The 13,561-nt window shown below is 60.1% G+C and carries 10 protein-coding genes; 3 read left to right on the forward strand and 7 right to left on the reverse strand.

Annotation, left to right across the window (positions count from 1 at the left end; translation table 11 throughout):
- Window positions 1–169: 169 nt before the first annotated feature.
- Together acs and ACOYNB_RS10070 are read right to left on the reverse strand one after the other, a co-directional pair.
- Window positions 170–2,140 (reverse strand): acetate--CoA ligase, encoded by a 1,971-nt coding sequence (acs, locus tag ACOYNB_RS10065; RefSeq protein WP_422838955.1) that lies wholly within the window; start codon window positions 2,138–2,140, stop codon window positions 170–172.
- 299 nt (window positions 2,141–2,439) lie between these two features.
- Window positions 2,440–3,918, reverse strand: coding sequence for a sulfatase-like hydrolase/transferase (locus ACOYNB_RS10070; RefSeq protein ID WP_422838956.1), 1,479 nt, complete (start codon window positions 3,916–3,918; stop codon window positions 2,440–2,442).
- A gap of 202 nt (window positions 3,919–4,120) precedes the next feature.
- On the opposite strand from ACOYNB_RS10070, the gene ACOYNB_RS10075 reads away from it, so the two are divergent.
- From ACOYNB_RS10075 to ACOYNB_RS10085, 3 genes are all read left to right on the forward strand, one after another.
- The gene (locus tag ACOYNB_RS10075) at window positions 4,121–4,726 is read left to right on the forward strand and encodes a TIGR00645 family protein (protein ID WP_422838957.1); all 606 of its coding nucleotides are present in this window, start codon (window positions 4,121–4,123) and stop codon (window positions 4,724–4,726) included.
- 90 nt (window positions 4,727–4,816) lie between these two features.
- The gene (locus tag ACOYNB_RS10080) at window positions 4,817–6,343 is read left to right on the forward strand and encodes a fumarate hydratase (RefSeq protein ID WP_422838958.1); all 1,527 of its coding nucleotides are present in this window, start codon (window positions 4,817–4,819) and stop codon (window positions 6,341–6,343) included.
- Window positions 6,344–6,442: 99 nt separating this feature from the next.
- A complete protein-coding gene (locus tag ACOYNB_RS10085; RefSeq protein WP_422838959.1) occupies window positions 6,443–7,504 on the forward strand; it encodes an MBL fold metallo-hydrolase in 1,062 nt (353 codons plus the stop codon).
- Between the two features lie 3 nt (window positions 7,505–7,507).
- Here the strand turns inward: ACOYNB_RS10085 and clpB are convergent, their stop codons facing one another.
- The 5 genes from clpB to glp form a co-directional block, all read right to left on the reverse strand.
- On the reverse strand, window positions 7,508–10,105 hold the full coding sequence (gene clpB / locus ACOYNB_RS10090) for an ATP-dependent chaperone ClpB (protein WP_422838960.1): 2,598 nt from the start codon (window positions 10,103–10,105) through the stop codon (window positions 7,508–7,510).
- A 110-nt stretch (window positions 10,106–10,215) separates the two neighbouring features.
- Window positions 10,216–11,418 (reverse strand): GGDEF domain-containing protein, encoded by a 1,203-nt coding sequence (locus ACOYNB_RS10095; RefSeq protein ID WP_422838961.1) that lies wholly within the window; start codon window positions 11,416–11,418, stop codon window positions 10,216–10,218.
- Window positions 11,419–11,423: 5 nt separating this feature from the next.
- Window positions 11,424–11,969, reverse strand: a complete 546-nt coding sequence (locus tag ACOYNB_RS10100; protein WP_422838962.1) for a molybdenum cofactor biosynthesis protein MoaE — start codon at window positions 11,967–11,969, stop codon at window positions 11,424–11,426.
- A gap of 1 nt (window position 11,970) precedes the next feature.
- Window positions 11,971–12,228 (reverse strand): molybdopterin converting factor subunit 1, encoded by a 258-nt coding sequence (gene moaD, locus ACOYNB_RS10105; RefSeq protein ID WP_422838963.1) that lies wholly within the window; start codon window positions 12,226–12,228, stop codon window positions 11,971–11,973.
- Between the two features lie 8 nt (window positions 12,229–12,236).
- A complete protein-coding gene (gene glp / locus ACOYNB_RS10110; protein WP_422838964.1) occupies window positions 12,237–13,535 on the reverse strand; it encodes a gephyrin-like molybdotransferase Glp in 1,299 nt (432 codons plus the stop codon).
- Window positions 13,536–13,561: the final 26 nt, after the last annotated feature.

Consider the following 13,561-nt stretch of genomic DNA (forward strand, 5'->3'; position numbering starts at 1 on the left):
ATGCGGGGGTCTCGCAATTGAGCTGGCCTGACCAAACGGCATGTCCCCGGGATTGAATTGCCTGTTTCAGGCAACACCATCCCAAGCCAGGTCATAAAACCTGGCTGCGAGGCGCTTGGAGAGGGGTCTAGGCGGGCATCAGCCGGGTAGGTCGATGCCCGTCAGACCATCAGTTGCTTTGTGCCAACTGGTCCAGAATGGCGGGGTTTTCCAAAGTGCTGGTGTCTTGCGTGACCACCTCACCCTTGGCGATGACGCGCAGCAGGCGGCGCATGATCTTGCCCGAGCGGGTCTTAGGCAGGTTGTCACCGAAACGGATGTCTTTGGGCTTGGCGATCGGGCCAATTTCCTGACCCACGTGATTGCGCAGTTCGGCGGCAAGTTGCTTGGCTTCTTCACCCTCGGGGCGAGGCCGCTTGAGCACCACGAAAGCACAGATGGCTTCACCGGTCAGGTCGTCCGGACGCCCCACCACAGCGGCTTCAGCCACCAGGGGATGCGACACCAGCGCAGACTCGATTTCCATCGTGCCCATGCGGTGACCGGAGACGTTCAACACGTCGTCGATCCGGCCTGTGATGGTGAAGTAACCCGTCTTCTCGTCACGGATGGCACCGTCACCGGCCAAGTAGTACTTGCCACCAAAGTCAGCGGGGTAGTAGCTCTTCTTGAAGCGCTCAGCGTCGCCCCAGATGGTGCGGATCATGGAAGGCCAAGGCTTGCGCACCACCAGCACACCGCCCTGACCCCATGGCACTTCCTTGCCAGTTTCATCGACCACAGCCGCATCGATGCCAGGGAATGGCAGCGAGCAGGAGCCGGGAGTCAAGGCGTGAGCGCCAGGCAGAGGCGTGATCATGTGACCACCCGTTTCGGTCTGCCAGAAGGTGTCAACGATCGGGCAACGGCCGCCACCGATTTCGCGGTGGTACCACTCCCATGCAGCGGGGTTGATGGGCTCGCCCACGGTACCCAGCAAGCGCAGAGAGCTGAGGTCAAAGTTGCGAGGATGCACTTCGGCATTCGACTCGGCCGCCTTGATCAGCGCACGAATGGCTGTGGGCGCGGTGTAGAAGATGGAGACCTTGTGCGACTGGATCATGCGCCAGAAGCGAGAGGCATCGGGGAATGTCGGCACACCTTCAAAGACCACCTGCGTACCGCAGTTGGCCAGAGGGCCGTACGCCACATAGGTGTGACCAGTGACCCAGCCAATGTCGGCGGTGCACCAGAACACATCATCGGACTTCAGATCGAAGGTCCACTTGGTGGTCAGGGCAGCGTGCAGCAGGTAGCCACCGGTGCTGTGCTGCACACCCTTGGGCTTGCCGGTGGAGCCGGATGTATAGAGCAGAAACAGAGGGTGCTCTGCTTCGACCCACTCTGGCGCACATTCGTCGGACTGGGTTGCCAGCAGCTCATCCACCCACAGGTCGCGACCTGCGGTCATGGCAACGTTGCCGCCTGTGCGCTTGACGACCAGAACCTGACGGATGGAGTCGCAACCACCCAGCGAAATGGCTTCGTCAACAATCGACTTCAGGGGCAATGTCTTGCCACCACGGACCTGCTCATCGGCCGTAATGACCATGACGGCACCCGCATCTTCGATGCGGTCACGCAGACTTTGAGCAGAGAAGCCGCCAAACACTACAGAGTGGGTGGCACCAATGCGAGCGCATGCCTGCATGGCGACGACGCCATCCACGGACATGGGGAGATACAACACGACGCGATCGCCCTTCTTGACACCCTGAGCCTTCAGGGCATTGGCCAAGCGGGAAACGCGGCTCAACAAATCCTTGTACGTGACTTGCGTAACCTTGCCATCATCAGCTTCGAAGATGATGGCAACCTTGTCACCATGACCTGCCTCAACATGGCGGTCCAGGCAGTTGTACGAGGCATTCAACAGGCCATCGTCAAACCACTTGTAGAACGGGGCTTGACTCTCATCAAGCGCCTTGGTGAACGGCTTTTGCCATGTCAAGAACTCGCGGGCCAAACGGGCCCAGTAAGCGGCGTGGTCTTTTTGAGCCTCCGCGCAAAGTTCGTCATAGGCTGCACGGCTACCGATGTGAGCGGAACGTGCAAAGGCCTCGGGTACGGGATAGAGGTTGGTCTGGTTAGAACCAGTCATGTCTGTAGCTCCTGGAGTCGGCGCTTGTGGCGCCTAGTGTCAATCTGAAAGAGCCATCACATCTTGCATGTTGACCCTTACAGGCCTACACAATGCCCCCAACTCCGAAATTTGTTACCTCGGACTTTCCCGACAAAGCACGAAAAAATGCAAAGGCATCTCTGAAAAATGCGCAATCCCCCAGTTGGACATTGGCGATAACACTGAGAACTCTGTCGGACGCAGCCCACACTTCCAAAACCTAGCAATAACCCTGATCGATATAACCCAGGCGACGTGCAACCGCACCATTCAGAACATTACCGCTCACCCCACAACCTTGCATACCTCGTACTAGGGTGAAGCATCCCTTCCAATTTCTCCCAGCGTTGCGGATCATCCATCCCGGAGGCTCGCAAAGCATTTCTTCCCAAACCCAATTTTTCGCCTTCAATGTCGAAACCCATGAATGACAGGATGGTGGGATAGAAATCAAAGTAAGCCATGCGCTGTTGAATCAGGCCAAGTCGGTCCGAGGGATAGAACAAGTTATAGGGGGTGCGCTCTGACACTTTCTCCAACTTGACTTCTACGGGGTTCTTCATTGCCAGATGATCGCCCAAAACCACCACCTTGATGCGCGACTGCCAGCCGCGCTCTTCGATGTGCTGCAGCAGGCGAGAAACAGCCGTGACTGAACAGCGAACAACCCCTTGGAATCCATTGAAACCATGCGCTGGTCCGCACGAGCGGTTCTCGAACCCATCCGGACCGTGGGTGTCGATCGTCAGCAAAGTCAGGTTGAAAGGCTGCGTTTGCTGCATCAAGTCGTCCAGTTTTTGCCGCGCCTGCTTCAACAATTGATCATCGGCCACGCCCCAGTCGTGGACATCATCCGGGGACACGCCTCGCGCCAGCCACTCCTGCTTACCCAACACCTCGTGATACCCATGGGTATGCATGAACTTCCCCATCCCTGAAAACTGAAGATCGGGGCCATTGAAAAACACGTTCAGGTACCCATGGGCGGCGAGCACATCACCCAAACATGAGGCATTGGGCAAAAAAGAAGGAAATGCTCGATCTTGCGAATTCGCATCCCACAAACCCAATATCTTGAGCGGGATGCCGCACTGCGATGAAATGATGCCCGCAATGGTCCATCCAGTCCCTGGGGTTTGTTTGATTTGCGAAAACTGAAAGCCTTTTGCTTCAAAGGGCCGCATGGTGGCCAACAAATCTTCGCCAAAAACTTCTTTATTACCGTAAGCCTTCTCCAGGCTCTCAACATATATCAAAAGAAGATTAGGCTTCATTTGCGGCGCATGAATCGCAACCGTTGCCGGATCCACATACTCCGAAGCAAACTGATCCTGACCAAATTGAGCAGCCAGATATTTGGGAACGTCAAAATCCCGTACGACGGAGATGGCCGCCATCAGCCAAGCCAGTACAAGGACATAGCGTCGCACCCCGTGTCGCCACCACGTCAGGGCCAACAGGAGCAGCAAGGCCAGCAGGCTTGGATTGATCAGGCAGACACGCACAAAGGCGCGGACCATGCGCTGGTCGGCCCCCACCCATGCACCATGGCTATCCCACAAGGTAAACAGAAACTGATCGAACCCTACTTTGCCGAATTGCTTGGCCGCCCACCGTGGAACCATGCAGGCAGAAAACGCCGCAGAACAAGCCACCCAGCCTGCCAAAAACGGCCATAACTGCTGTCGCCACGCAGAACGCCCAACCCATACGCGCTCGTAGAAAACGCGCGTCGCCCCTGAAGATATAGCTTTCATTTAACCAACATCATTCCAACCAACCAAACGTCGCCCCAACAGATTCCGTCCAGTTACATCACCTTACATGATTTGACGCCCACTATTCCTTTGGCAGCCAGGGCAGTCGCCATCCGATACAGCCCTGGCTCAGAAACCCGCGTCACGCAACGGCGTCCGCAACACGTCAAAATAGCGGCCAACTCCAGCCCTCCTAACCAGCATGAGCAAGACCAATCCCACGCGCAAAACCGGCGGACTCGCTGCTTTCATCTTTGCAAGTCGATGGTTGCAACTACCGCTTTACCTCGGCCTGATCCTCGCGCAAGCCGTATACGTGTTCCATTTCTGGGTGGAATTGATTCACTTGATCGAAGCGGCCATGGGCAACCAAGATGCCTTGCGAGCGATCTTTACCGCCACAGGCCAACACAGCGACACCATCCCGACGCACCTCACCGAAACCACCATCATGTTGGTGGTACTCGGTCTGATTGACGTCGTGATGATCTCCAACCTGCTGATCATGGTCATCGTGGGCGGGTACGAAACCTTCGTTTCGCGCATGAACCTCGAAGATCATCCTGATCAGCCTGAGTGGCTCGATCACGTGAACGCCTCGGTCCTCAAGGTCAAGTTGGGCACGGCCATCATTGGCATCTCATCCATCCACCTGCTCAAGACGTTCATCAACGCCGAGAACTACTCCGACAAAGTACTGATTTCTCAAACGGTCATTCACATTGCCTTCTTGTTGTCTGCAATGGCGATTGCAGCAGCAGATCGCATCCTGCACCCCACACACAATGTGGGCTCGGATAATCACTGACCCCTGCACATGGATGACAGGTGCTCAGGACGCCCGGTCCTTGGCACAATGTCGGTTTCTTCCCCACAAGCCCCACAAAGGCCATCTGCCATGACGACCATTCGTTACGACGACCTCGTTGAAAGCGTCTCTGCCGCGCTGCAATACATCAGCTACTACCACCCTGCCGATTACATCGCTCATCTGGCTCGTGCTTACGACCGTGAAGAGAGCCCTGCAGCCAAGGACGCCATTGCGCAGATCCTGACCAACTCGCGCATGTGCGCCGAAGGCAAGCGCCCCATCTGCCAGGACACCGGCATCGTCAACGTGTTCCTGAAGGTCGGCATGAGCGTGAAGTGGGAAGGCTTCGGCACCCGCAGCATTCAAGACGCCATCGATGAAGGCGTGCGCCGTGGCTACAACAACCCGGACAACAAGCTGCGTGCGTCGGTGCTCTCCGACCCCATCTTCGAACGCAAGAACACCAAGGACAACACCCCCGCGGTGGTGTTCATGGATCTGGTGCCGGGCGACAAGCTGGACGTGACCGTGGCTGCCAAGGGCGGTGGCTCGGAAAACAAGTCCAAGGTCTACATGCTGAACCCGTCTGACAACATCGTCGACTGGGTGCTGAAGACCGTGCCAACCATGGGCGCGGGCTGGTGCCCGCCCGGCATGCTGGGCATTGGCGTGGGTGGCACGGCCGAAAAGGCTGCCTTGCTGGCCAAGGAAGCCCTGATGGACGACATCGACATGTACGAACTGCTCGAGCGCGGCCCCCAGAACAAGCTGGAAGAGCTGCGCATTGAGCTGTACGAAAAGGTCAACGCTCTGGGTATTGGCGCGCAAGGCCTGGGTGGCCTGACCACCGTGCTGGATGTCAAGATCAAGACCTACCCCACGCACGCGGCATCCAAGCCCATCGCCATGATCCCGAACTGCGCGGCCACCCGCCATGCGCACTTCGTGATGGACGGCTCGGGCCCGGTTTATCTGGATCCTCCCAGCCTGGACCTGTGGCCCAACGTGCACTGGGCGCCGGACTACAACAAGTCCAAGCGTGTGGACCTGAACACCTTGACCAAGGAAGAAGTGGCCAGCTGGAAGCCCGGTGACACCCTGCTGCTGAACGGCAAGATGCTGACCGGCCGCGACGCCGCGCACAAGCGCATTCAGGACATGCTGGCCAAGGGTGAGAAGCTGCCCGTGGACTTCACCAATCGTGTCATCTACTACGTGGGCCCCGTGGACCCCGTGCGCGACGAAGTGGTCGGCCCCGCTGGCCCGACCACCGCCACGCGCATGGACAAGTTCACCGACATGATGCTGGAGAAAACCGGCTTGATCTCGATGATCGGCAAGGCCGAGCGTGGTCCCGCAGCCATCGAAGCCATCAAGAAGCACAAGTCGGCTTACCTGATGGCCGTGGGCGGCTCAGCCTACCTCGTGTCCAAGGCCATCAAGGCCGCCAAGGTGGTGGGCTTTGAAGACCTGGGCATGGAAGCCATTTATGAGTTCGACGTGGTTGACATGCCTGTGACCGTGGCCGTGGACGCCGGCGGCACCAGCGCTCACATCGAAGGACCGAAGGTCTGGCAAGCCAAGATTGGCAAGATTCCTGTGTCGGTGGTCTGATCTGCGCCCACACGGAACCCGGTCACCTGAACCGGATCCCACAAGCCCCGTCAAGCGTCAAGCCTGTCGGGGCTTTGTTTTGCCCCTTCAATGCCCACCATGAAGAACCCCTACTACAACCCAGCCAAGACGCATCACCGGCCGGATGGTTTTCAGAACAATTACCAGTCGTTCCGAGGCAAGCGCTGGCACGAAGTCTTGCGCTGGCGTTGGCAGGCATGGCGCGCCGGGCACCCTCGCCCGCTGCAAACACCCATCACAGTGATCGCGCCGGATCTGGACTTCATCCACACCAATGCCAAAGCGGGCTTGGCCATGCAGCCGGCAGCGACCTGGATTGGTCACATCACCGTGTTGCTGCAGATCGGCGGGCTGAACATCCTCACGGATCCGGTGTTTTCAGATCGGTGCTTTCCAGTGCAATGGGCGGGGCCTCAACGTCAAACACCTCCGGGGCTGACCTTGGCACAACTGCCGCGCATTGACGTGGTGCTGCTGTCTCACAATCATTACGACCACATGGATGAGGCTTCGCTGCGGCACCTTTCGCAGCAAGCGCACGGCACGCCTCTGTTCATCACGCCCTTGGGTCACAAACAGTGGTTTGCACGCCGCGGCATCCACCGCGTGGTCGAACTGGACTGGTGGGACCGGCACGAACTGGCCGCCACCGAGCAGTCACATCCCATGTCCGTGACCCTCACACCAGCGCAGCACTGGTCCGCACGCACCGCCACCGATGCGCTGCGCAGCCTGTGGGGTGGTTTTGCCGTGTGCTCGCCAGACAGCCACGTGTTCTTCGCGGGGGACACGGCCTATTCCAGGGATTTCGTGGACATCCGCCAGCACTTTGCGCGTCAGCACACACCGGAGCAAGGTGGCGGCTTTGACCTGGCACTGTTACCCATCGGCGCTTATGAGCCACGCTGGTTCATGAAAGACCAACACGTGAACCCCGAGGAGTCGGTGCAGATCTTTCAGGACCTGGGCTGCAAACGTGCCATGGCCGTGCACTGGGGCACGTTTCAGTTGACGGACGAGGCTCTGGACGAACCACCCAGAGCCCTCGCCTCGGCTTTGCATCGTCAAGGCATCAGCCCGGACGATTTCAGGGTGCTGGCGATTGGACAAACCTGGCGCTTGCCCGCCCGCCAGCGTTGAGCGTCAGTGCACCGTGCGCTCGAAGGTGAAGTCGCCCTCGGCATTCACCTGCACCGGGATGACGTCCTTCGGCCCGAACTTGCCTTGCAAGATCAGCTTGGCCACCGGGTTTTCGATGCGCTGCTGGATGGCCCGCTTGAGCGGACGTGCACCAAACACCGGATCGAAGCCCACCTTAGCCAGTTCGGCCAAGGCCTCGGGTGACACATCCAGCCCCATGTCCATCTGGAGTAGACGTGCTTCCAAGCCCTTGAGTTGAATCTTGGCGATCGACTCGATGTGCTGCTGATCCAGTGCGTGGAACACCACCACCTCGTCAATGCGGTTCAAGAACTCCGGACGGAAGTGCTGCTTGACCTCGCCCCACACCACATCCTTGATGGTTTCGGCAGGCTCACCGGCCATCTGCATGATGTGATGTGAGCCCAGATTCGACGTCATCACGATGACCGTGTTCTTGAAGTCCACAGTGCGGCCTTGACCATCGGTCAGGCGGCCATCGTCCAGCACCTGCAGCAAGACGTTGAACACGTCCGGATGCGCCTTTTCGACCTCGTCCAGCAAGACCACGCTGTACGGCTTGCGACGCACGGCTTCGGTCAGCGTGCCCCCCTCTTCGTAACCCACATAGCCGGGAGGCGCCCCGATCAGGCGACTCACCGAATGCTTCTCCATGAACTCGCTCATGTCGATGCGGATCAGGTGCTCTTCGCCGTCAAACAGGAATCCAGCCAAGGCCTTGCACAGCTCGGTCTTGCCCACGCCGGTGGGGCCCAGGAACAGGAAGGAACCGTAGGGACGGTTGGGGTCCGACAAGCCTGCACGCGAACGACGGATGGCATCCGACACCGCCACGATGGCCTCTTGCTGACCCACCACACGTTCGTGCAGCTTGTCTTCCATCGTGAGCAGCTTGTCGCGCTCACCTTGCATCAGCTTGGACACAGGGATGCCTGTGGCGCGGGCCACGACTTCGGCAATTTCTTCCGCCCCCACTTGCGTGCGCAGCAAGGTCGGACGGCCGGATTCCCCACCCTTCTTGGCGTTTTCCTTGGCCTGCGCTTCTTGCAGGCGCTTTTCCAGCTCGGGCAGCTTGCCGTATTGAAGTTCGGCCACCTTGTTGAAGTCGCCCTTGCGGGTCAACTCCTCGATCTTCTGGCGCAGCTTGTCGATCTCTTCGCGCACGCTTTGGCTGCCTTGGGCTTGCGCCTTCTCGGCCTTCCAGATCTCGTCCAGATCGGCGATTTCCTTTTGCAGCGCGGCGATCTCTTCGTTGATCAGCTCGAACCGCTTGACCGATGCCTCGTCCTTCTCGCGCTTGACGGCCTCACGCTCGATCTGCAGCTGGATCATGCGACGGTCCAGGCGGTCCATCACCTCGGGCTTGGAATCCAGCTCGATCTTGATCTTGGCCGCAGCCTCGTCGATCAGGTCAATCGCCTTGTCAGGCAGGAAGCGGTCGGTGATGTAGCGGTGGGACAGTTCGGCGGCCGCCACGATGGCCGGGTCGGTGATGTCGACCCCGTGGTGCACCTCGTACTTTTCCTGCAGACCACGCAGGATGGCAATGGTGGCCTCGACGGTCGGCTCGTCCACGAGGATCTTCTGGAAGCGACGCTCCAGCGCGGCATCCTTTTCAATGTACTTGCGGTATTCATCCAGCGTGGTCGCGCCGATGCAATGCAGTTCGCCACGCGCCAGCGCGGGCTTGAGCATGTTGCCGGCGTCCATCGCGCCATCGGCCTTGCCCGCACCGACCATGGTGTGGATCTCGTCGATGAACATGATGGTCTGGCCTTCGTCCTTGGCCACTTCCTTGAGGACGTTCTTCAGCCGTTCCTCGAAGTCACCGCGGTACTTGGCCCCTGCCAGCAGCAGCGCCATGTCCAGCACCAGCACACGCTTGTTCTTGAGTGAATCCGGCACTTCGCCAGCGACGATGCGCTGCGCCAGGCCTTCGACGATGGCGGTCTTGCCCACGCCGGGCTCACCGATCAGCACGGGGTTGTTCTTCGAGCGGCGTTGCAGCACTTGAATGGCGCGACGGATTTCCTCGTCGCGGCCAATCACCGGGTCGAGCTTGCCGGAGCGCGCACGTTCGGTCAGGTCCAGGGTGTACTTTTTCAGCGCTTCACGCTGACCTTCGGCTTCGGGGTTGTCCACGTTCTGATCTCCACGCACAGCCTTGACGGCCGCTTCCAGGGCTTTGCGGGTCAGGCCATGGTCGCGGGCCAACTCGCCGGTTTCGCCTTTATGGTCGGCCAGCGCCAGCAAGAACATCTCGCTGGCAATGTACTGGTCGCCCACCTTGTAGGCTTCTTTCTCAGCGCCTTGCAGCAGGCTGATGGTGTCGCGCCCGGCTTGCACCTGTTCGGCACCCTGCACCTGAGGCAGGCGGTCCATCTGTTTGGAAACGGCTGCGGCCAGTGCGCCCACCTTCACGCCAGCGCGTTCCAGCAATGCTTTGGGGCCGTCTTCCTGCTGCAGCATGGCCAGCAGGATGTGAGCCGGTTCGATGTAGGGATTGTCGCGGGTGACCGCCAGGCTTTGGGCCTCGGTCAACGCTTCCTGAAATTTGCTTGTGAGTTTGTCGAGTCGCATGAGCACTCCTGTTGCCCCGTGCATCGGGGCCGATTGCTCATGAAGATAGGGCAGCGACTGCGCTTTTCAAGCCCCCCAACCTCACGCCTGCAGCGTGCGCTTGAGACAGGTCAAATGATGGTAGTGGGTGCAGGCACGCCCATGGTCAACTCGCTGGCACCGACACGATTGCGGCCATCACGCTTGGCTTCGTGCATGCGCACATCCGCGCGCGCCAGTGCGTCCTCCAGTGATCCATCGGCACGCAGAAAGCTCAGGCCGATGCTGGCGGTCACTTTGATGGGCCCGCCAGCCGTGCGACACGGTGTGTTCTCGATCGCTTGCCGCACCGATTCGGCCAGACTGCGCCCTTCCAGCCGGCTTTTCACGGACAACATGGCAGTCAGTTCTTCGCCACCATACCTGGCCAACAAGGCATCAAACCGCAGGGTATCTCGCACGATCTGCGTCACCTCACGCAGCACCTCGTCGCCAACCTCATGCCCGTATTGGTGATTGATGGCGCGAAAACGATCGATGTCGATCATCATCACCGCCACCGGATTGCCCTCGGCAGGCAGCATGGACAACATTCGTTGCCCCAATTCTCGCAGCCCACGCCGAGACAATGCGCCAGTCAGGTCATCGGACAAAGAGCGGGCTCTCAACTGCTGATTCAAGCGCTCATTGATGATCGCAAACACCAACGCCGCCACTGCCAAGGGCAACAGTGCAAAACTCAAGCCGGTGAAAGGCAGCAACCATGTCGGTGCATAGAGCCAGTGCTCCGGATATGGCCCTTCACGGTTGGTGGCGTACCAGAGCGAAATCAACCAGTTCGCCGCAAATGCCGCCGCCACGATGAGCAGGCTCATTTCACTGCGTGCAACCCGGGGGCTGCGCAAAATCAACCAGCCTTGATCGAACAACAACCACAGGCTGATGAACGCAAACGCCAAGGCAATGGCCTGCGTGAACAGACCGTCAGAACCCGTCCAAGCGGCCAACCAGAGGCCCAGCGTCAACAAACCGGTGATGCCCCAGCCTGCCAACGGGGTGGTCTGCCGCCCGTTCAACTGACGGAACGCCCACGCCAACAAGGTCACGCCGGAGACGGCCAAACCAATCGCAAACTGGCTGATGGGTCGCTGCCATTCCTCTGGGCAAAACTGAATCAGCAACAAGGCAGACAAACAAGCGAAAGCCAGCCGATAGAGGCTGACCGCCTCGCGGACCCGAGGTTGGCGCGTACGCAGCAGAGACATCAGACCCAGCCCCACCAAGGAGCCCCCACCAGAGATGGAATAACAGGTGAAGATGTCTGTCGACTGCATGGCTGTCAGTCTGCCACGATGTGAGCGTTTTTCGGTGTGGCTAATCCGCCCCAGCGTGCGGCGGCCTCATCGTCACTGACTCGGGCGTCCACCCACCTGCTCTCGCCTCCGCTGCTTTCTTTTTTCCAGAAAGGCGCCTGGGTCTTGAGCCAATCCATCAGGAATTCTGCACAGTGGAAGGCCTCACCACGGTGGGCCGAACTCACCGCCACCAGCACGATCTGGTCGCAGACGGCCAGCGGACCCACGCGGTGGATCACCTTCACGCCCAAGACGTCAAACCGGCGGCGTGCCTCGACGATGATCTCGGCAATGCTGCGCTCGGTCATGCCGGGGTAATGCTCCAACTCCATGACAGATGCGTCTGCGGCCGACGCCGGGGCACCCGCTTCTCGCCATTCGCGCACCGTACCCACAAAACTCACCACGGCCCCGACGCGCCCGTCACCGGCACGCAAAGCGGCCACTTCGGCCCCCAGATCGAAATCATCCGGACCGACGATCACACAGGCCAAAGCGGCCTGCAGTTCAGATGACAAGGGAGCACCCATGTCAACCTCCCGTCACGGGCGGGAAGAACGCCACCTCGTCACCATCGGACAAGGGTTCGTCGGCCGTGCACAGGGTCTGGTTGCGCGCCATGCGCAAGCCCTTGGCCCCATCCAGTGCTGCGGCATGCGAAGGCGATCGGCTTTGCAACCACTCACGCAAGGCACCCACAGTGCGGGCGGGCGTAACGGACCAATCGATGGTCTCCGATCCACCCAATTGCTCACGCACCGCGGCGAAATAACGAACCGTGACTGTCATGTTGAGACTCAGGGCTGGAGTGCCGCGCTGCCGGGTTGCAGCAACTCAGACATGGGAATGAAGGACACCACATCACCGGGTGCAACCATAGTGTTGGGCGACAGGTCCACCACCCCCTCGGACCAGGCTGCCGAACTCAGCACGCCTGACCCCTGATGGGGATGAAGAACCACTTGGCCATCGGCCTGCAGGCGAGCGCGCAAAAACTCCCGGCGCTTGTCGGGCTTGGGCCAGTGGAAATCGGCAACCAGCGAAGTGGCACGCGGCAGGTGCCATCCCTCGCCTGCCAACACGCCCAGGACCGGCCGCACCAGCAAGAGGAAAGTCACGAAGCTGGCCACCGGATTCCCGGGCAGCCCCATGTACAGGGCGCGACTGCCATCGGCGCGACGGATCCAGCCGAACACAAACGGCTTGCCCGGTTTGATAGCCAGGGCCCAGAAATCCAGCCCGCCCTCGTCCAGCACGGCGTTGCGAAGATGATCCTCCTCGCCCACCGAGACGCCACCACTGCTGATGATGAGGTCGCTTTGTTCGGCGGCTGCACGCAAGGCTGAGCGGGTGGCATCCAGATCGTCGGGCACCACGCCCAGATCGTTCGCCATGGCCCCCGTGGCCTGCACCAGCCCCCGTAAGGTGTGTCGGTTGCTGTTGTAGATGGCACCGGGTGGCAAGGACGCGCCCGGCATCACCAACTCGTTGCCAGTGGTCAACACACCCACTCGGGGACGCCTGAACACGTTCAGTTGCGCAGCCCCCACCGATGCGGCCACACCCATGGCCGCCGCGCTGAGTCGCACACCTGCGTGTAGCACCGTCTGTCCTTGCGCAATGTCTTCGCCTCGGCGACGGATGTTCTGACCCAGCTTGACGACTTCGTTGAAGCGGACGGTGTCCGATGCGGCATCGGCGGTGGTGTGCTCCTGCATCACCACGGCATCGGCCCCGTCCGGAACGGGTGCGCCCGTGAAAATGCGCGCACAGGTGCCAGGCTGCAAGGTCACCCCCACCTGCCCTGCTGCAATGCGTTGCGCCTTGGGCAGCGTCACCGCAGTAGCCGGCACTCCAGCCTGACCGGCCTGAGCCAGATCGGCAGCCCGCACGGCGTACCCGTCCATGGCGCTGTTGTCCAACGGCGGCACGTCCACCGGGGACACCAGACTCTCTGCCAGTACCCGCCCGAGGGCGTCAAAGCTATCCACCGGTTCGGTCAACAGGGGCTGCTGCCCCAAGTGGTCGACCACGGCTGCCGACAGACGAGACCAAGCCTCGTCCAAGGGCATCAAAGGCTTGAAAGCGGCCGCCATCGCGACACTCCTTGTGGCTACGCCAA

The organism is Aquabacterium sp. (assembly GCF_049317225.1).
In the GTDB taxonomy this organism is placed as follows: Bacteria; Pseudomonadota; Gammaproteobacteria; order Burkholderiales; family Burkholderiaceae_C; genus Aquabacterium.